The sequence below is a fragment of the Microcoleus sp. A003_D6 genome (genome assembly GCF_036702825.1).
Classification (GTDB): domain Bacteria; phylum Cyanobacteriota; class Cyanobacteriia; order Cyanobacteriales; family Microcoleaceae; genus Microcoleus.
This window is the reverse complement of the sequence record NZ_JAUBWA010000038.1, coordinates 13,411-33,262: the sequence shown is the minus strand read 5'-3', so window position 1 is coordinate 33,262 and position 19,852 is coordinate 13,411. Positions and strand designations below refer to the sequence as shown.

Genomic DNA, 19,852 nt, shown 5'->3' with positions numbered 1-19,852 from the left:
GCCTGAAAGCTGAGCAGTGCGAAGTAACGCTCACAAAGGTATTTTAAGCACGGCGCGAGGGCGGACGCATTTGGCCTCCGCCAACGCTCTTAGAATGGTTAACTCAGAACTGAACCCAATACCTGCTATGACCATTAGCTTAACAAAGGCAGATTTCCGCGAACTGTCGATCGAAGCCAAACAAAACAGCCTACAAATCCTGTCACGAGAGCAGCTTGAGATGATTTGTGAAATGCCCCCACAACTGGGTATAGACAAAATCGCGATGATTTAACTCGATTTAATGACACAAGCTACTATACCAATCAACTGGGCATTTATCTTCAAGATCGAATTGCAATTACCAACAATCTCAAGCTACTTGCAGGTTTGCGCTACGATCTATTCCATCAATTAGCAATCTTTAGACAGTACGGTTTCGACTCTAACCTCCCTGACAAGCGAATTTCTTGATGGTACCCGCCACGTGATTGATCCGTGGAATCAATCCAAAATCTAAAATCCTCAAGCCCCCAAATTTATCCGTGGGGTCGCCTCCAAAATCCAAAATCTAAAATCTAAAATCTAAAATCGAATGACCTTTCGCAAAATCCGAGTGCCGTATTTATCCGTGGAATCAATCCAAAATCTAAAATCCTCAAGCCCCCAAATTTATCCGTGGGGTCGCCTCCAAAATCCAAAATCTAAAATCTAAAATCGAATGACCTTTCGCAAAATCCGAGTGCCGTGACTCCTCGATTTGGCATTGTCTATCAACCCATCTCAGAGCTTTTTCTTTACGCCAGTTACTCGCGCTCATTCAAGCCTAACAATGCAGCAGATGGCAATACTGGTACTCTGCTGAAACCCGAAAAAAGGGAAGGATGGGAAGTAGGCGCGAAAACCGAAGTGCTTGGAGGTAGACTATCAGCTACTCTGGTAAGCTGTTCTGAATTTAAATTGTATGTGAAAAAAATCAAAATCTTGTGGGGTGGGCGTCCCGCCCGCCCTGAATATACAATTTAAATGCGCGACAGCTTATACTTCAACATCACCAAACAGAATGTAGCGACGAGCGATCCAAGCAATCCCCTTGGGTTTTCGATCGCAACAGGCGAGCCACAAAGCCAGGGGGTGGAATTTGACCTATCAATTTACAGTTCAGCGAACGGTTTCCGTAGAGTTTTGATTGCCAATTATCGCCGTTTAAAATCTCAAATCTAGTGTCATTAACCTACCGCTAAATACGGTTTTTATCTAAATAAAAAGTGAAAAACAATGAAAATTCGCCAACCAATAGTAACAATACATGGTGCGATTGGGATCGCAATCGGTCTATTACTGACTGTGATTAGTTTAACGGGTAGCGCTATTGTGTTTCACCAGGAAGTCGATCGCGCAATTAACCCATCTTTAATGCGAGTTGTTCCCCAAGGAAAGCTAGCATCCCTGGATCAAATGATCGCGCCAGTTCAAGCTGCTTATCCTAACTTCCCTTTACAGTCGATTCGCTTTCCTCAAACGCCGAATGGCAGCTATCAGGTGACAATCAAAGCCCAAGATGGGGAAAACCTAGATACATTCGTAAATCCTTACACGGCTAAGATTTTAGGATCGAGAAAATGGGAGCGATCGCTGATGGGATTTCTCTACGAATTGCACTACAAATTAGCCCTCGGTCAAGTTGGAACAGCGATTGTCGGCGCGACTGGTTTGCTGTTTCTACTAATCGTAATTACCGGGACAATGTTGTGGACTGGTTGGCGAAAATTGAAAAGCGGCTTTACAGTTCGGACAGCGGCGCCACTACCGTTATTAAGTTACGACATCCATCAAGTCGGAGGCATTTTATCAAGTACATTTTTACTGATTCTGGCTGTTACAGGTGCCATGCTTTCATACTTCGTCCTGCTATTTGGACTAAATCAATCTCCGCCAGTTGCGAAAGTTTTACCGCCAGCCAAACAACCCGTAGCTTTAAGCGAATTGTTACGCAAAGCTGATGCTGCTATGCCGGATGGAAAAACGACTTATGTAGTTTTTGATGAAGCTCAACCTGAAAAAATTACGGTTAGCAAGCAACTTCCTCACGAGTTGCTTCGATTTGCTCTGAGTAGTGTGGAACTGAACCAATACAGTGGGAAAGTGTTGAAGGTCAATCGGGTTGTAGAACCGCCGCCTATGTTCAAGTTTATGATTGCGATCGGTACTCTTCATTTCGGTCTTTTTGGCGGGATTTATACTCGCATTCTCTATGTGTTCATCGGTTTAATACCCAGTGTTTTATTAATCACTGGTTTGGTGAATTGGAAACGCAGACGGTGGCTGATGGCAAGACGGGAATCAGCATCCCAATTGCTTGCGGATGAAACTCAGTCAAATCGGCTTTCTTAGAATAATACCATTTCTCTAAAATCGTGCAACACTCTTCGACCCCCCCTAGCCCCCCCTTGCTAAGGGGGGGAACAAGAATACTGTTGCATTCTTTTTTGAAATTGGTATTAGTTTTCGCTGGTTGATTTGGATCGTGACACTCTCCTTTACTCGCGCACTTAATATACTTCTTGCAAAAATCCTTTTAAGCAAATTTTCGGACGGGCAAGATGCCCGTCCCACAAGAGTTATTTTTTCTTGTGGGATGGGCATCTTGCCCGTCCCAGCTATTTTTGCAAGAGGTCTAATATACTTTCATACATAAAATTAAACATTCAATAATCTTAAAGTCCCATCGCCCTCACCGATCCGTCTCAAGCAATTTTCACTTTCTTCAACAGAGAATTTACCAATAGTTTGCTAGCATCACTTGCTGATAGTGCACGACTGAAATAGTAACCCTGAATTTCTTGACAGTGGAGCTCGCGCAAACAATCCAACTGCTCTTTAGTTTCTACTCCTTCCGCCACCACGCTCAATTTCAAATCTCGCCCCAGCGTCGCTATAGCCTTGGCGATCGCCCGTTCGCAGGGATCGGTCGTCATTTCGCTGACAAACGACCTGTCTATTTTTAAGATATTCAAGGGAAACTTTTTGAGATAATTTAGAGAACAATAACCCGTGCCAAAATCGTCCAGCGCAATCTGCACTCCCATATTCTGCAACTCCCTGAGAACTTTTGTGGTATAATCTACATCTTGCATAGCTGTAGTCTCGGTAATTTCTAACTCTAAATACTTGGCTGCTAAACCGCTTTTTTCCAAGCAGTTAGCTACCATTTCTAATAAATTAAATTGCTGAAACTGCCGAGCCGAAACGTTGACTGCTACCCGCAAATCTGGCTGCAAAGCATCCTGCCAAGCTTTATTTTGAATGCAGGCAGTTTGCAGCACCCATTCCCCAATAGCTACAATGAGCCCGTTATCTTCGGCGATCGGAATAAATGTAGCGGGATTAACTAAACCTAATTGTGGATGTTGCCAGCGCAGCAGGGCTTCCATGCCCTGAATTTTCCAAGTAGTAATGTTGACTTTTGGCTGGTAGAAAACCTCAAATTCTCCCTGTTCTAGAGCCTCGTGCAACCTGTGTTCTATAGTTAGTAAATGGCTGCCTTGGGGATTAATTGTTGAAGTATATAACTGATAGTTATTTCTTCCCATTTCTTTAGCGCGGTACAAGGCAGCATCAGAATTTTTGACTAAAGTTTCGGCATCTTCACCATCATTTGGATAAAGAGCAATGCCGATGCTGCTGCTAACATGAAACGGCTGTCCTTCTAGTTTAAATGCTGGCTTTAAATTATTGAGTATTCTTTGAGCTGTTTTAACTGCATCTTCTAAGCAATTGATATCGGGAAGCAGTATGGTAAATTCGTCGCCTCCCCAGCGGGCAACCGTGTCAGTCGATCGCAAAGTGTCGCTGATGCGTCCGGCAAAACCTTCTAACAGGCGATCGCCCGCAGCGTGACCTAGTGTATCATTAATCTTTTTGAACCTGTCCAAGTCTAAAAACATCACAGCTAGCATTTTTTTTGTTTGTTTAGCTTGTTTTAAGGAAGCCAGCAGCCGCTCGTTAAAAAGTATCCTGTTCGGTAAACCAGTGAGTTGGTCGTAAACAGCTTGATAGCGGATAATTTCTTCAGCTTGCTTGCGCTGAGTGATGTCCATCATCGTGCCGATCGCCCTTACTGCTTTGCCACTTTCATCGCGGATGATGTACCCGCGATCTAGCACAAAAACATATCCCCCGCCTGCACGGTGAAAGCTGTATTCCTCAGACCAACATTGAGCGTCTGAGTTCATTGTTTCCTTGAAGCTTAACATCACTCTTTCTCGTTCTTCGGGATGAATATTTAGCCACCACGATTCTAATTCTATCGTCTGAGTTTCGTTGAGTTTGTATCCAAAAACTTTTTCAAACTCTTCGCTCAACCAATACTCATTTTTTAACAAATCAAAATCCCAGACAGCATCATTTGTCGCCCGCGTCAGCAGGTGAAAGCGTTCTTCGCTTTTGCGCAGTTTTTCTTCGGATTGCACGCGTTCCGTTACGTCCCGAAAGCTGAATACTCGACCTGTAATTTTGCCTTTAGTGCGCTGCGGCAGCGAGTAGCGTTCCAAGATTTTGCCATCTTTAAACTCGATGATATCGTAACTTTCGGCTGCCGGGCGATCGGACAATTCTTTAGCGCGATTGAGAAAGATTTCCGGGTATTTTAACTGGTTGATTCCGAACCCCAAAATTTGGTTGCTATCTCTCGAATCGAGCAGAAACTCCGGCAACTGCCACATTTGGGCAAACTTGCGGTTAAAGGTGAGAACTTTTCCTACACTATCAACCGCCAGAATGCCGTCAGCAGTAGATTCAATGGTTGCTTGAAGCAGCGAAAGAGATGTTTCTAGTTCTAACTCTGCTAATTTGCGATCGCTGATGTCAAACGCTGTGACTAATATTGACGGTTTTCTCTCAAATTTGATAATATCGATAGTTGCTTCAATCCAGCGTGTTTCTCCGGTTTTCGTGATAATTCTCAGTTCATATTTTGAGCCGGCACTCGATCGCGGCTGGTTGGATTTACCCCATTTTTTAACTGTTTCTCTAGAATCTGGATGAATTAAATCGTATAAATCCAACCCTAGCAATTCTTCGCGACTGTATCCAGTCAGAGCTTCTGTCTGAGAATTGACATAGCGCAAATCTCTGCGGTGATAGATCAATGCAGCAGCATTAACAGTTTCTATCAATTGCCGAAACTTTTTTTCACTGCGCCGCAAATTTCTTTCAACCCGCTTGCTCTCAGTAATATCTTGTGCTATATACAACTTGCCGCCGATCTCGCCTTTGCGGTCGCGAATAGTTGAAATAGAAAGCAGTACAATTATTTTTTTTCCATATTTGGAAAGGTAGACTTTTTCGACGTTTCGGACAGAACCTTCGGCTGTTAAATTTGTTAATTCTAACTCGGAAGCAGGCGAGTCATTTTTATTAAAAAGTCCGGCTATTTGTTGACCTAACAACTCTTTTTTAGAGTATCCTAAAAGTTGACAGGTAGCTTGGTTTAACGACAGGATATGACCGCGCGGGGTGGTGGCAATTATCGAGACGTTCATGTCCTCGCAAATATCGAGGGCATATTCGGCAGTTTGCTGCAAATCTTGGGTCATTTTGGCAATAGTATCCCGGATATCCTGTTCTTTTTTTGGATGCAATACTGTTTCTCCTTCTGGTAGCTTGTCCTTCCCTGTTTCAGACTTGGGTTTGATTAACCCGATCGCCTTGGATAAGATACTTACCGTATTCGTCCCGATCGATAAGGAGATTACTACAGAAATAAGAGCAACATAACCGATTGTTTCTAAAGTAAAACGACGCTCTTTTTCAGAAATTTCCTCAGAGTGTAGAAAATTTTGTGTCGGTGGATTTACCAGTTTTATTTGGGATAATTTATCCACAAACAAGTCGGCGCTTGCAGAAGTTGCGGGGCGAGATGCCGATCGCAAATAGCTAAGTTTCTCATACCCCACCAAAATTGCTGCTACAGCGCGATTGCCGTCTCCATCCCCTACACTTGTCGGCAATATTTTTGCATTGATGCAACATTTTACACCAAAAATAGCAGCCATTAAATACCCCAACATTAATTGACCAGTAATTTTCATGTACTCCCTTCCTAATTTTAAATATATCCTTTCCCGCAGTCCACAATCTGAAAAATTTGAGCAGAACTTGAGGTGCGATAGGAAAACAGAGCCAACCTTCATTTATGTTGATTGGTAAATTAAAATTCCCCAACCTAATAATTTAGGGTTGTAACTAATTATAATTTTAATCTTAATTTAAAATGTGTCATCCGCAATTGTGCCACAAATTATCCGCCATTAGGCCTAGACATCGGCCCCGAGCGCGCTAAAATTAGATAATTCCCGCAATCCGGCGGCCGGGATTGGTATAAAAATAAACAATTAGCTTAAAATCGATGCAGAAGCTCACTAATTGAACCAATGAGTCAGACGATCCCAGAACTCCAAACAGAAATCCCCGCGCTGCAAGCAGAACTTGCCACCCTGCTTTCGTTGCGGGAAAAACTTTGCGTACAGCGCTCTGAATGCCGAGTGGCAGTCAGTTTTCCCAAGAATAATACTTCCGAGGCCATTGCTGAGTTCCACCAGCAAAATGCTGCTTTTGGGGAACAGTGGTTGCAGCAAATCCAGGAGATTGACCGAGAAACTAAAATTATTGAAAAACAACTGCAACAAAAACAGGCTTTACTCAATTACAAACAAGGTGAACTAGAAAAAATGCTGGCCGGAGAATACTGGCAAGAAGTAGAAAACCGCGTTCAAAAGGGGGAAAAGCGCTTGCAAGCACAAGCTCGCAGAATTAATCAAGCAGCAGCGCAGCTAGAGGCCGAAATCCAAGCTTTAAAAGCACTGTACGACGAACTCAATCCCAGTTATTCCGAGTGGTTTCAAAAACCCACTCAAATTGTCGAATTTTTGGCAAAAACTATTCCTTGCGCTGTTCCCAGCAGCAGCGGGTTGATATTGAAAAACAAGGAAATTGAGTTGGACAAAAAGTAGTTTTGACTTGTGAATTGTGAAAGTAAATTACTAGGCGGGAATGTCGCTGTTGAATGAGGCAATAAGCAATACAGATTCGACGGCGACATTCAAAGTCTTTTACCTGCTTTTTTAGGTAAATTAAAAAATAAAAAACTGACCTTACCGCAGCTAAGGTTAAGAGTTTTGAGTTTCATTTTTTGAAACAGGTTTATTCTTAACTATGGTGTCAATGTAAAATCTAAAATCTAACAGTCTACAATCTTAAATAGACTTACTGATGAAACAATTGATTTGGATAGCGCTATTTATTCTGGTTGCGGTGGCGGCTGCGGGTTGGGGTTCTGACTCGTGGCAGCGGTTGTCGGCTGTACCCGAAGTTTCGATCGATCGCAAAATCAACATTTCCCAAAACCCGTCTTTCTCACCGCTTCCTGCTGAAAAAAATACTTTTTTTCAGCAGGAAATTGACCCATCTCGGTTGTGGAAACACGTCGAGACTTTAGTAGGAGAACGCGAGGGAGAACGATCTCGCTCTTTCACGAGAGACTACATTTCTCAACAACTGCAAACATTAGGATTTTCCGCAGAATTGCAGCCGTTCGATCGCGGAATTAACGTCTTCGCTGAGAGAAAAGGTACTGACTCAAACGCCGGTGCAATTTTAGTCGCAGCACACTACGATACTGTACCAAACTCCCCAGGCGCTGACGACAATGCGACGGGAGTTGCAGTAGTTTTAGAAGTAGCAAGATTGCTGGGTTCTCGCCCCACGCCTCGGACATTGCAAGTAGCATTTTTCGACAGGGAAGAACTCGGACTTTTAGGCAGTTTAGCATTTACCGGTAGCGCGGCGCGGTTAAAAAATTTGCAGGGTGCGATCGTCCTGGATATGGTAGGTTATGCGTGCCGCACGCCGGGATGCCAGCAATATCCCGAAGGATTGACAGCGCAACCTTTTCTAGAAGCATCGGGGGTAAAATCTCCCGAATTGGGCGAGTTTATCGCTGTGATTGGGGATGCGGAACACCCGCTGCTGTTGAAAAGTTTTGCTGAGTCGGGAAAAGCCGATTTGCCTGCGGTGGTGGCGCTGCCGGTTCCCCTGAAAGGGTTGCTGACTCCCGATGTTTTGCGGAGCGACCACGCGCCTTTCTGGTATAAAGGAATTGGTGCTGTGTTGGTGACGGATACTGCAAATTTGCGATCGCCCCACTATCACCAATCTAGCGATACCTTAGCAACTATCGATCGACCTTTTTTCACCGGTTCTGCTCAAATTGTTGTTAATGCTACGGCTAAATTATTGGAATTAGGTAATTAGTAATTGGGAATTGAGCATGGGGAATTGGGAATTGGGGATGGGGCATCGGGCATGGGGCATTGGGCATGATGGCTGTTATTGATACTGACTACTGCCAACGGCCTACTGACTACTGCCAACTAATAACAAATAACTAATGACTAATGACTAATGACTAACAAAGAAAGACTGCAACGGCATTTACTGCAACTAGACAATCGAGGCTACAAAGCATACAAAGACATTCAAGGTAACTACGACTTTTCTGAATTCACATTAATTATTGATTACGTGCAGGGAGATCCGTTTGCTTCTCCCAGTAAATTTCGAGTCATAGTTCCCCCAAACATTGCTCAAATTCCCCGTCAACTTTTCAACTCTCGCAGTCGAGAAATAGCCTTGCGAGATTACCTAACTCGCCAGTTTGACAAAGCAGCACACAGCATCAGCAGCAAACGCGGCACTGGCAAAAGCGGTACGATCGCAGTGACTCGCTTTGGACAAGAAGTTTTAGAGCGAACTTCCGCATTTATCATTTCCTCAAATACATCCGATGTTGAAGATTTAGGAGGAGTTGAACTGCGATTTGCAGTCGGACTTCCAGCGAGTGGACGCAGTATTTTAGGGCGACAAGCTGCTGAAATGCTGTGCGAAGATATCCCGCGAATTGTCAGCCAATCTCTCAAATATGCTAACTTAAATACTGCTGAATGTCGCCGTCATGTTGAAACTGTAGAAGATGCTGACTGGCTGCGGCAGCAGTTAGCTGAAAAAGGATTAGTTGCGTTTGTTGCTGACGGTTCTATTTTACCCCGCCGCACAGGTGTTGACAACAGTCCTTTGTTAAATAATGCTGTGGCTTTTGGGTCGCCGCCGTCGTTAAAAGTTGAGTTTAATTGTCCGAATCGCGGTTTGATTTCCGGTATGGGTATTCCCGCTGGCATTACTTTGATTGTTGGGGGCGGCTATCACGGGAAATCGACTCTACTGAGAGCGATCGAATTGGGAGTTTACAATCGCATTCCTGGAGATGGTAGGGAATTTGTGGTCACAAGTCCGGCGGCGGTTAAAATTAGGGCGGAAGATGGGAGAAGTGTTGCAGGAGTTGATATTTCGCCTTTTATTAACCACTTGCCGCAAGGTAGAGATACTGCACAATTTTATACTGAAAATGCGAGCGGCAGTACGTCGCAAGCTGCTAATATTATTGAGGCTTTGGAAGTGGGGAGAAGGAAGAAGGAAGAAGGAAGAAGGAAGAAGGAAGAGGGAAGAGGGAAGAGGGAAGAAGGAAGAGGGAAGAAGGAAGAAGCTCAGCCTTTTGTTTTAGAGACGCAATTAGTCGCTATTTCAGAAGGGGATTTAGTGCCTGTTTTATTAGTTGATGAGGATACGGCGGCGACGAATTTTATGATTCGCGATCGCCGAATGCAAGAACTCATCTCTAAAGATAAAGAACCGATTACGCCGTTTATTGATAAAGTGAGACAATTGTATGCAGATTATGGCGTATCGACTATTTTAGTCATGGGGGGAAGCGGCGATTATTTTGATGTGGCGGATACTGCGATCGCAATGGATAATTTTCAAGCATATAATGTGACGGAAAAAGCTAAAGAGATTGCTAAGAATTACTCGATTAGCCGCGCTGCTGAAGGGGGAGAAAATTTTGGTGAGATTACTCAAAGAGTGCCGGTTCCTGCTAGTTTAGATCCGAGTCGGGGACGGCGAGATGTGCGGGTGAAGGTGCGGGATGTTGATGAATTGGCTTTCGGAACTGAGGAGATTGATTTGGGTGCTGTCGAGCAAATTGTGGACAGCGGACAGTTGAGGGCGATCGCTGCGGCAATGGTTTATGCTAAGCAGCAATACATGGACGGGAAACGCACTTTGTCGGAAATCATAGATTTGGTGATGGCAGATATTGAAGCGCAGGGGATGGATATTTTATCGCCTTTTCCTGAAGGGGATTTTGCCATGTTTCGACGGTTTGAATTGGCGGCTGCAATTAATCGGCTTCGCAGTTTGTCGGTTGACAGTTGACAGTTGACAGTTGACAGTTGTCAGTTGACAGTTGTCAGTTGACTAATGACTAATGACTAATGACTAATGACTAATGACTAATGACTAATGACTAATGACTAATGACTTCCACTTTTTGATATGCTGACGAATGTGAGTGTCAAAACCGCGATTGAACTATGACAGGCAATATAGGACAAGCGACTGCTTTAAGCGATCGACCTTATTTAGTATTAAGCAGTCAAGGGGAAGTTGTACAGTTAGAGTTAAAACAGCAGCAGCACGTATTGGGGCGCGATCGCACTCGTGCTGATTTAATTATTCCCGAACCCTGGCGCGCAGTTTCCGGTTGTCATGCTGTTTTGCGCCAAATTGGGAATAATTACTGGATTTACGACGGTGACGGGCAGCGGCCGAGCACTAATGGCTTATTTGTCGATCGCACTCGCATCACTCCCAATGACGGTTATTGTCTGAAAAACGGCACAGAAATTAAAATCGGTCTCGATCCTCAAAATCAAGTTTTGCTGAGTTATTTTAATCCGCTGGCGAATCAGGTTGCTGTCTCTAGCAAGCAGTCAATTCTTCTTAAGAATCGGTCGGTTTTGTTGGGCCGCGATCCAAACGCTTCGCTGCAATTAGATGCGCCGCTTGTTTCTAGACGCCACGCCACAATCGACCAAGACAGTCGCGGCAATTATATTTTGCGAGACCACAGCGTTAACGGGGTTTTTGTTAACGGTCAGCGAGTGACAAATTCTGTACAGTTGTCCGAGGGAGATGCAATTCGGATCGGCCCGTTTACTCTAACTTACCGCAGCGGTGAGTTGCAGATGCAAGACTCCGGCCATCAAATTCGTTTGGATGCTGACAGTCTGGTGATTCCGAAGCGTTTGGACAACATCACTTTGGCGATCGAACCGGGGCAGTTTGTGGCTTTAGTCGGCGGTAGCGGTGCGGGTAAATCTACTTTAATGCGGACGCTTTTAGGCATTGAAAAAACCACTAACGGCGCTGTGTTTCTCAACGGCGACAACCTGCGCCAAAACTTCAATATTTACCGCAATCAAATCGGTTACGTGCCTCAAGATGATATTGTACACGCAGATTTGACAGTAGAAGAAGTCTTGAGTTATGCAGCTAAATTGCGCTTACCTCCCGATACAGATGTCAATCAGGTAGTTGCAAAAACTTTAGAAGATATTGAAATGTCTCACCGCCACAAGGCTTTAGTAAAACAGCTTAGCGGCGGACAGCGAAAACGGGTTAGCATCGGAGTCGAACTGTTAGCAGACCCGAAACTTTTCTTTTTAGATGAACCGACTTCAGGACTCGATCCGGGTTTGGATAAGAAGATGATGCAACTGCTGCGAAAGTTGGCAAATCAAGGCCGGACGGTGATTCTGGTGACTCACGCGACGGCAAATATCACGATGTGCGATCGAATTGTTTTTATGGGTCGCGGCGGACGCCTTTGTTACTTCGGCCCACCTAGGGAAGCCCTCGATTTTTTCGATGTCAAAACTGGCGATTTTGCCGACATTTACAACGAACTAGAAACAGGAGAAATCAACGTTCAAAGCTGGGCAGAAAAGTTTAATAAATCTCCCTACTATCAGCGCTATATTGTCAACCACTTCAGCACAGGCAACCCCGACGGCAAAACGCCCTCTGCACCTTCTAAGCCAAAATCTGTATCTTTTGTAAAACAACTCGTTCTGCTTGCCCAGCGCTATTTTCAACTCGTTTCCCGCGACTTGGTTAACTTGAGCTTAGCTCTTTTAACAGCGCCGATCGGCATTAGTTTGCTGCGGCTAGCCGTCAGAGATAAAGACCCATTAATTGGCGCACCGGAGGCAACTTTAGCACCTTTAGCGCTCAGAGTTTTGTTTGTATTTACCTGCGCGGCGATTTGGGTGGGACTGGCAACTTCACTGCAAGAAATCGTCAAAGAATCTGCTATTTACTTGCGCGAACGTTTGGTTAATTTAGGATTGTTTGCTTATGTAGGTTCAAAAATTTTCATACTTTCTGGTTTGGCAGTATTGCAAACGCTGTTAATGGTAGGAGTTATTCTGATTGCTTTTAAATCCCCCGAACCGAGTTTTATTTCCTGGCCTGTGGGAGCAAGTATTACTACATTCCTAACTTTAATGAGCTGCATAAGTCTTGGATTAGTCGTTTCCGCGATTGTTAAAAACAGCTCTCAAGCTAACAGCGCTTTGCCTCTATTATTGCTGCCTCAGATTATTTTTTCGGGAGTTTTGTTTAAGATGGAAGGTGCGGCGAGCAAGTTTTCTTGGCTGATGTTAAGCCGCTGGTCTGTGGGTGCTTACGGCTCTTTAGTTAATGTGAATGCGATGGTTCCCGCGCCTACTACATTACCGGACGGGAGTACGCTTCCTCAGCCGTTTGAGCCTACTCCTGTTTACGATCCAACGTGGGAAAATTTGGGTTTGAACTGGGGGATTTTGTGCGTGCATATTTTTGTTTATTTGATGTTGACTCTGTGGTTGCAGAAGCGGAAAGATATTCTATGAATTATTGGCTGATGAAGTCGGAACCGGATGTTTACAGTATTGCGGACTTGAAGGGCGATCGCACTTGTATTTGGGATGGCGTTCGCAACTATCAAGCTCGCAATTTTATGCGAGAAATGAGTCGTGGAGACTTAGTATTTTTTTACCATTCTAATACTAAAATACCAGGCATTGTCGGGTTGGTGCGCGTGGTTGAGACTGGGATTGTTGACCAGACTCAGTTCGACAGAAAGAGCGAATATTATGATCCTAAATCCCCGGTTGATGCGCCTCGCTGGCAAACTGTAAAAGTGGAGTTTGTTGAGGAGTTTGCTAAGTTAATATCTTTGGATGAACTGAAACAAAAGTTTAGCGCTGATGAGATTTTCCTGGTGAGAAAAGGCAATCGGTTATCGGTGATGCCGGTGTCTGAAAGTGCTGCTGAGAAGATTTTGAAGATGAAGTAGCAGAAAAGAGGAAAGTCGATCGGCATTGGCATTGACCTCTTGCCTGCTTGAGGCTATTTTATATTAAGTTGTGATTGTACGAAGTATATGATTCATAGAAATTTGAGTCAGGGAAGCAATCAGGAGTTGGGCCGGCAAGATGCCCACCCCACCAAGAATTATCAATCTCTGGTGCAGCCGGTTTCTGGGCTGCGGCTTGGGGGCCGGCAAGATGCCCACCCCACCAAGAATTATCAATCTCTGGTGCAGCCGGTTTCTAGGCTGCGGCTTGGGGGCGGGCAAGATGCCCACCCCACCAAGAATTATCAATCTCTGGTGGAACCAAAGTTAAAAATCACTTACAGAAATTTACCTCATTGGGAGTTAGAAGGATTGGTCTATTTCATCACTTTTAATACTTGGGAAAAGATTGAATTGACTCCGGCAGCCAGACAATTTGTCCTCAATACTTGCAAGTTTTTTGATAGGCAAAGGTATCAAATCTTTTGCTTAGTTGTCATGCCAGATCACGTGCATATGCTAATTCAGCCTTTGCCAAAGTCGGAGGATGAATTTTGGTCGCTCAGCAGCATTCTGCACAGTATGAAAAGCTACAGTTCTCAACAAATTCCCAAGGTTATGAAGCATATTGGTACTGTCTGGCAAGATGAGCGACATGACCGAATAGTCAGAGATGAACGAGAATTTGAGTCTTTTTGGGAATATATCAGGCAAAATCCTGTCAAAGCTGGTCTTTCAGCGACTCCAGAGGAATATCCTTTTTTCTGGCAAATATATGAAGGTTAGCTTTTTCTGAAATTCTTGTGGGGTGGGCATCTTGCCCGCCCCAAATCTTTGTCACAGGCAAGATGCCTGTGCCACAAAAATTCTTGTGGGGTGGGCATCTTGCCCGCCCCAAATCTTTGCACAGGCAAGATGCCTGTGCCACAAAAATTCTTGTGGGGTGGGCATCTTGCCCGCCCCAAATATTTGCACAGGCAAGATGCCTGTGCCACAAAAATTCTTGTGGGGTGGGCATCTTGCCCGCCCCAAATATTTGCACAGGCAAGATGCCTGTGCCACAAAAACTCTTGTGGGGTGGGCATCTTGCCCGCCCAAACTATTTAAAATTCTCCTAAAGACCGGCCGCACAAACTGCGGCTCCAATTAACCCTACATGGGGATTTAAAACAAGACGAACAGGCATCATTTCCAACAGCGAATCCATCCGCCCTTTGTGGGTAAAAGCTCGCATAAAACCCCCTTCTAGAATCAGCGGCAAAATCTTAGCAGCGATGCCGCCGGCTACGTACAAACCGCCGTAAGGTAGAAGTGACACAGCCATATTTCCCGCCACTGCGCCGTAAGCTTCTACAAACATTTGCATTGTTTGTTCCGAAAGCCGATCGCACTTTTCCAGTGCCGCCGTCGCAATTGCCGCTCCCGCATCCACAGTCTTCTCGCTTTTACCGATTTCTGACTCCCATTTTTTGATAACTTTCCCTATCTCCGGCGATTCAGCAGCAAATTTTATGTCCCGCAAAAACTGGTAAATTGAAACAATCCCTTGTCCCGAAACCACACGCTCGATCGATATTCTTTGAATGTCGTGTTTTGCTAACAAATATTTCAGCAATTGAAACTCCAACTCCGAGCGAGGAGCAAAGTCACCGTGTCCCCCTTCCGAAGAAAAAACCCTGATGCCATTTGCCTCGGGAATTGCAAAACAATTTCCCAAACCAGTCCCCGCACCAATCACAGCAATTGGAGCGTGTTCGCGGGGTTTTCCTACTTGCAAAATGTGCAAGTCTTTAGCATCCAAACCCCACACGCCGTAGCCAACCGCGACAAAATCATTAATTAAACTAACGTGTGATATTCCTAATTCCTGTTCCAGACGCTTTGCTTCTAGCACCCAAGGCAAATTAGTCAGTTTTGCAGTGTTGTTAACCACCGGGCCTGCGATCGCAAAACAAGCTTTTTCAGGTAATGGCGTCAAATTCAACTTAGTAGCAGCTTCCGTCAAAAACTGCTGCACCATCGGCACTAAATCGGGAAACTCCCCGCTGGGATAGCGGAACTCGTAAAGTGCGTTCATTTCACCCTTAACAGTCCTTTCAACTAAGCGCAAAATAGTCTTAGTTCCGCCAATATCGCCAGCTAATAATAATGTCATAAACCTCCTATTCAGCCAAACATAACATTCCCCATTTAAACACCCACAGTATTAATTGCCAACCAAGCCCGCAGCACCTCAGCCACAGTCCAAGCTTGAGCCGTGCAGCCTCGGGGCGAGTGGGGGGCGTCGCCCTCAAAAATTTCGCTCAGACTGCCAACTCCGCCGGCCATTATATGATGTGCCATCGGTTCGAGGAATTCGCGAGCTTGTGCTGGGTCTTTGTATACGTGCAAGTGCGCCAAGACAAACGGGCCAATCAGCCAGCCCCAAACTGTGCCCTGGTGGTAGGCGCTGTCGCGCTGCAATTGGTCGCCTCCATACCTGCCGCGATACTGCGGGTGCTGCGGCGAGAGGCTGCGGAGGCCGACAGAAGTCAGAAGCTGCTGGGCGCAGGCGTCCACCACGCCGCGCTGCTGGATGGGCGTCAGTAACGGTGTATAGCGGTGGGTTTCCTTGGCCCGCAATCCCCTTGCTGATAAAGAGTTCGGAGGCGGATACCCAGTTAATAGGGGCAGCGACACGGCGAATATCTGGTTGGGCCGCAGCGAACTATCGTGTCCGTCCGGGCCGTCGAGAACGTCGTAGCAGTAACCGCTTGAGTCGTTCCAGAAACGAGTGAATCCGGCGGCTGTTCGATCGCCCAATTGCCGGTATTCATCGTGAGGCTTGCCCAGTTTTCGAGCAAAACTTGCCATTGCTTGTATAGCATTGTACCAAAGCGCGCTGAGTTCGATCGGCTTACCAATCCGGGGTGTCACCACCCAATCGCCGATTTTGGCGTCCATCCAAGTCAGTTGCACGCCGGTTTCGCCCGCGTAGATTAAACCGTCATCGGGATCGACGCGGATATTATACCGAGTTCCCTGCAAGTGCCAGTCAACAATCTCACATAATGTCGGCCAGAGTTCGGCCAAAAGTTCGTCGTCGCGCGTAGCATCGATATAAGCGCGAATTGCCTCAAAGTACCACAGAGTAGCGTCTGCGGTATTGTATTCCGGTTCGCCGCCCGCATCCGGGAAGCGGTTCGGCAGCATTCCCCGATCGACATACCGCGCAAATGTCCGCAAAATCGATCGCGCAATTTCCGATCGCCCGGTACAGATTGTGAGGCCGGGCAAGCTAATCATCGTATCCCGTCCCCAGTCACTGAACCAGGGATATCCGGCGACGATCGTTTTGCCTTCGGGTTCATCCGGTAGCGGGCGGCTGACGATAAATTGGTCGGCGGCGAGCACTAAGCGATCGATCCAGTCGGGAGATTCGCTCACTTTTGACCAGTTTTGCAGCAGTTCTCGATCGGCAGCGCGACGCATTTCTAAAGCTGTACCGCCGTTTAACACCAAATCCGGGTTTACTCCCCCGTGAATGTTAGTCGCTAATTTCTCCCTCTCCCCCTCTCCCCCTCTCCCCCTCTCCCCCTCTTGAGCAATAGACGGGTGTTTGACACGGAATAACTGGGGATTTTTCTCGGTACTCGCTATCAATGTCAGAGAACTTCCCGGTGCGATCGTCATGTGAAAAGTCGCCGCGTGCAAGTGATCCTCGCAGCAGTCCAATCCGCGCCGTTTTTCTGCTGCCAAGTCAAATCCGTAGTACCAATTGTATAAGGGCGCAGAGACTCGAAATTGTGCCTCTGGTTCGGCATCCGTCAGCAGGTACAGGGGTGCAGAGGAGGGAAATGCGGTGACGCAAACCCCGCTTTCCAAGGTTTCTAGGCTCACTTGCCAGTCGCCGGCGCGAGTTGTGTGGTGATAGTCGCGGTAGTTGATTAGAGCTTTGACAGCGAGGGCGATCGGTTGTGAGGCGCGGTGCAAGCGGTATTGAATATATGTTGTGTTAGCACCTTGCTGCATCCAAATCCGCTTTTCCAGGATAGCGTCGGCGAGAGCAAACCTCCAAACAGGCGTCGTGCCTTCGAGGTGAAAGCTTTCGATGTAGTTGTAGCCGTGGGGTTCGATCGTACCGTCGGCCCAGCGGTTTGTATAAAGCGGATAGGGGCGATCGTGATACACAGCCGTCTCGTCCAGCTTGGCGAGCATCAAAGTGCGTCCCAGCGGGGGTTTGAGGGCAGCTACCAGCAGGCCGTGATAGCGGCGCGTGAGGAGATTCGCGATCGTCCCGCTAGCATAACCGCCGATCCCGTTTGTTACCAACCACTCGCGAGACTCCGCCGAGTCAAGATTGCAGCAGATTTCCCGTCCAAAAGCAATAACCATAAAATACACATTCGCGGTGACTTGTTATCTACCTTTGGGTAGATTTTACACAGTGTAGAAATAAAGAATTGTTACCCTAGCCGGCTAATTTGGCGTTCCAATAGCTGCAAGCTTCGCGCGTCGGGCCCGCGCCGATTCATGCTCTAATTTAGATGGAACCAAGCGCTAATTTTGCCTCTTTGCGACAATTGTAGCCCTTGCTCTGTCTAAAGTTAGTTGTCTGTTACTTTTTTAACTGATATTACTTTTTAAACAGGCTGGTTGGCGATCGGCACTCAACAGACCTATTGCCAAGATACCATTTTCAGTCATACCGCAAACCTATTTTATAAGGAGAAAAACTCAAAGTGAAGATAGGAGCAAACTACCTCGGCAACAACCAATGTGAATTTACCGTTTGGGCCCCCACCCTCAAACAAGTAGCAGTCCAACTTGTTTCCCCAGACAAACGCCTTCTCCCCATGCAGAAATCCGCCGAAGGTTATTGGCAAACTACAGCTACAGACATCCAACCTGGAACCCTTTACACCTACCAACTCGAAGCAAAAACCGATCGACCAGACCCCGCCTCAAAATATCAACCCCAAGGCGTGCACGCCCCTTCGCAAGTAATAGATGAAAGCGCCTTTGCTTGGACAGATACAAATTGGCAAGGGGTGCCGCTAGCCGAAATGATTATCTACGAACTGCACGTCGGCACATTCACCCAATCCGGAACATTTGAAGCAATGATTCCCCAACTCAAACAACTTAAAGAATTGGGAATCAACGCCATCGAAATAATGCCAGTATCCCAATTCCCTGGCGAGCGAAACTGGGGATACGACGGCGTATATCCCTACGCCGTTCAAAACTCCTACGGCGGCCCCGAAGGCTTCAAAAAACTCGTCAATGCCTGCCACGAACACGGCATTTCAGTAATTCTTGATGTAGTTTACAACCACCTCGGCCCCGAAGGAAACTACCTCCGCGAATTCGGCCCCTACTTTACATCAAAATACGGCTCGATTTGGGGAGACCCCCTCAACTTCGACGACGCCTACAGCGACGGGGTACGCAACTACTTTATTGAAAACGCCCTCTACTGGTTTCGAGACTATCACATCGACGCTCTGAGACTCGATGCAATTCAAGCAATATTTGAAGTAGGTGCAAGACCGTTTTTGCAAGAACTTTCCAATGCCACAGCCGATATTTCCCAAGAGCTAGGACGGCAGCTTTATTTAATAGCAGAAAGCGACTTAAACGATGTCCGCACTGTACGTCCTAAAGAACTCGGCGGCTTCGGACTAGACGCCCAATGGTGCGATGATTTCCACCACGCACTGCACACCTTGCTCACCGGAGAAGACGACCGATACTACCAAGATTTCGGCAAGTGCGAACACTTAGAAAAAGCCTTTAAAGAAAGCTTTGTTTACTCCGGCCAGTACGCCCCCCACAGAAAGCGGAAACACGGCAATTCTGTAAAAGATGAACCTGGCGATAAATTTGTGGTATTTTCCCAAACCCACGACCAAATCGGCAACCGCATTTTGGGAGACAGACTCTCGAAAATAGTTGACTTTGAAGGATTGAAACTCGCAGCCGGCACAGTGTTAATTTCTCCCTACATTCCCTTCTTGTTCATGGGAGAAGAATACGGAGAAACAGCGCCGTTTCTGTACTTTGTTTCTCACTCAGACCCTGACTTAATTGAAGCTATCCGCAAAGACAAACAACAAGAATTTAAAATTTTTGAAGGGCGAGGGGAGTTTCAAGATCCCCAGAGTCCTGAAAGCTTCCAAAAGTGCAAGTTAAACTGGGAAAAACAAACAGAAGGCAAACACAAAATCCTCTGGGAATGGCACCAACATTTGATTCAACTGCGGCGGACAATACCGGCCCTTAAAAAACTCGACAAAAACAGTCTAGAAGTGTCCAGCATTGAAGCCGAAAAAATCTTATTTCTACGTCGCTGGACAGATGACAGCCAGATATTTTGCATTCTAAACTTCAACAGGCAAGAGGTAGCTTTTACGGCTCCACTTCCCCAAGGCAACGGTCACAAAATTTTAGACTCTGCTGATGAAAAATGGATGGGTTCAGGTTCTAGTTTGCCTGAAAAGATAACTTCAGAGCAAGAATTGACTGTTAAACCGCAGAGTTTTGCACTCTATGAATTAATCAAATAGTTGGTTGGATCGAGCAGCAGCTAACAGG

The 19,852-nt window shown here is 46.1% G+C and carries 14 protein-coding genes and 1 pseudogene; 12 read left to right on the top strand and 3 right to left on the bottom strand.

Annotation, left to right across the window (positions count from 1 at the left end):
* The first annotated feature begins 127 nt into the window (after nt 1–127).
* From QUB70_RS12865 to QUB70_RS12850, 5 genes and pseudogenes are all read left to right on the top strand, one after another.
* Complete coding sequence (locus QUB70_RS12865) at nt 128–274, top strand: hypothetical protein (RefSeq protein ID WP_332980788.1); 147 nt, start codon at nt 128–130, stop codon at nt 272–274.
* Between the two features lie 35 nt (nt 275–309).
* Complete coding sequence (locus tag QUB70_RS32700) at nt 310–453, top strand: hypothetical protein (protein WP_442927782.1); 144 nt, start codon at nt 310–312, stop codon at nt 451–453.
* 261 nt (nt 454–714) lie between these two features.
* Nucleotides 715–1,005: pseudogene (locus QUB70_RS12860) on the top strand (TonB-dependent receptor domain-containing protein); the annotation flags it as partial.
* Nucleotides 1,006–1,203: a hypothetical protein gene (locus tag QUB70_RS12855; protein ID WP_332980787.1), complete on the top strand. Its 198-nt coding sequence runs from the start codon at nt 1,006–1,008 to the stop codon at nt 1,201–1,203.
* Between the two features lie 54 nt (nt 1,204–1,257).
* A complete protein-coding gene (locus tag QUB70_RS12850) occupies nt 1,258–2,373 on the top strand; it encodes a PepSY-associated TM helix domain-containing protein (protein ID WP_332980785.1) in 1,116 nt (371 codons plus the stop codon).
* Between the two features lie 353 nt (nt 2,374–2,726).
* On the opposite strand, the gene QUB70_RS12845 is transcribed toward QUB70_RS12850, so the two are convergent.
* Nucleotides 2,727–6,071: an EAL domain-containing protein gene (locus QUB70_RS12845; protein ID WP_332980783.1), complete on the bottom strand. Its 3,345-nt coding sequence runs from the start codon at nt 6,069–6,071 to the stop codon at nt 2,727–2,729.
* A gap of 342 nt (nt 6,072–6,413) precedes the next feature.
* On the opposite strand from QUB70_RS12845, the gene QUB70_RS12840 reads away from it, so the two are divergent.
* From QUB70_RS12840 to QUB70_RS12815, 6 genes are all read left to right on the top strand, one after another.
* Nucleotides 6,414–6,992, top strand: coding sequence for a hypothetical protein (locus tag QUB70_RS12840; RefSeq protein WP_332980782.1), 579 nt, complete (start codon nt 6,414–6,416; stop codon nt 6,990–6,992).
* Nucleotides 6,993–7,251: 259 nt separating this feature from the next.
* Nucleotides 7,252–8,292, top strand: a complete 1,041-nt coding sequence (locus QUB70_RS12835; protein ID WP_332980780.1) for a M28 family peptidase — start codon at nt 7,252–7,254, stop codon at nt 8,290–8,292.
* Between the two features lie 150 nt (nt 8,293–8,442).
* Complete coding sequence (locus QUB70_RS12830; protein ID WP_332980778.1) at nt 8,443–10,311, top strand: ABC-ATPase domain-containing protein; 1,869 nt, start codon at nt 8,443–8,445, stop codon at nt 10,309–10,311.
* 158 nt (nt 10,312–10,469) lie between these two features.
* A complete protein-coding gene (locus tag QUB70_RS12825; protein ID WP_332980775.1) occupies nt 10,470–12,830 on the top strand; it encodes an FHA domain-containing protein in 2,361 nt (786 codons plus the stop codon).
* On the top strand, nt 12,827–13,276 hold the full coding sequence (locus tag QUB70_RS12820; RefSeq protein ID WP_332980774.1) for an EVE domain-containing protein: 450 nt from the start codon (nt 12,827–12,829) through the stop codon (nt 13,274–13,276). Before QUB70_RS12825 ends, QUB70_RS12820 begins: the two co-directional genes overlap by 4 nt.
* Before the next feature lie 87 nt (nt 13,277–13,363).
* Nucleotides 13,364–14,062 carry an REP-associated tyrosine transposase gene (locus QUB70_RS12815; protein ID WP_332980773.1) on the top strand — a complete coding sequence of 233 codons (699 nt, stop codon included), beginning with the start codon at nt 13,364–13,366 and terminating at the stop codon, nt 14,060–14,062.
* A 328-nt stretch (nt 14,063–14,390) separates the two neighbouring features.
* On the opposite strand, the gene QUB70_RS12810 is transcribed toward QUB70_RS12815, so the two are convergent.
* Together QUB70_RS12810 and QUB70_RS12805 are read right to left on the bottom strand one after the other, a co-directional pair.
* Entirely contained in the window at nt 14,391–15,431 is a 1,041-nt protein-coding gene (locus tag QUB70_RS12810; protein WP_332980772.1) for a glucokinase, read from the bottom strand.
* A gap of 35 nt (nt 15,432–15,466) precedes the next feature.
* Nucleotides 15,467–17,650: an amylo-alpha-1,6-glucosidase gene (locus QUB70_RS12805; RefSeq protein ID WP_332980771.1), complete on the bottom strand. Its 2,184-nt coding sequence runs from the start codon at nt 17,648–17,650 to the stop codon at nt 15,467–15,469.
* Between the two features lie 347 nt (nt 17,651–17,997).
* Between QUB70_RS12805 and treZ the strand changes: the two genes are divergently transcribed.
* Nucleotides 17,998–19,824: a malto-oligosyltrehalose trehalohydrolase gene (gene treZ / locus QUB70_RS12800; RefSeq protein ID WP_332980769.1), complete on the top strand. Its 1,827-nt coding sequence runs from the start codon at nt 17,998–18,000 to the stop codon at nt 19,822–19,824.
* The last annotated feature ends 28 nt before the right edge of the window (nt 19,825–19,852 follow it).

Excerpts from the sequence above, each read along its gene's own strand:
- QUB70_RS12865 (WP_332980788.1), top strand. The coding sequence starts at position 128 with ATGACCATTAGCTTAACAAAGGCAGATTTCCGCGAACTGTCGATCGAA.
- QUB70_RS12855 (WP_332980787.1), top strand. The coding sequence starts at position 1,006 with ATGCGCGACAGCTTATACTTCAACATCACCAAACAGAATGTAGCGACG.
- QUB70_RS12850 (WP_332980785.1), top strand. The coding sequence starts at position 1,258 with ATGAAAATTCGCCAACCAATAGTAACAATACATGGTGCGATTGGGATC.
- QUB70_RS12845 (WP_332980783.1), bottom strand. The coding sequence starts at position 6,071 with ATGAAAATTACTGGTCAATTAATGTTGGGGTATTTAATGGCTGCTATT.
- QUB70_RS12840 (WP_332980782.1), top strand. The coding sequence starts at position 6,414 with ATGAGTCAGACGATCCCAGAACTCCAAACAGAAATCCCCGCGCTGCAA.
- QUB70_RS12835 (WP_332980780.1), top strand. The coding sequence starts at position 7,252 with ATGAAACAATTGATTTGGATAGCGCTATTTATTCTGGTTGCGGTGGCG.
- QUB70_RS12830 (WP_332980778.1), top strand. The coding sequence starts at position 8,443 with ATGACTAACAAAGAAAGACTGCAACGGCATTTACTGCAACTAGACAAT.
- QUB70_RS12825 (WP_332980775.1), top strand. The coding sequence starts at position 10,470 with ATGACAGGCAATATAGGACAAGCGACTGCTTTAAGCGATCGACCTTAT.
- QUB70_RS12820 (WP_332980774.1), top strand. The coding sequence starts at position 12,827 with ATGAATTATTGGCTGATGAAGTCGGAACCGGATGTTTACAGTATTGCG.
- QUB70_RS12815 (WP_332980773.1), top strand. The coding sequence starts at position 13,364 with ATGATTCATAGAAATTTGAGTCAGGGAAGCAATCAGGAGTTGGGCCGG.
- QUB70_RS12810 (WP_332980772.1), bottom strand. The coding sequence starts at position 15,431 with ATGACATTATTATTAGCTGGCGATATTGGCGGAACTAAGACTATTTTG.
- QUB70_RS12805 (WP_332980771.1), bottom strand. The coding sequence starts at position 17,650 with ATGGTTATTGCTTTTGGACGGGAAATCTGCTGCAATCTTGACTCGGCG.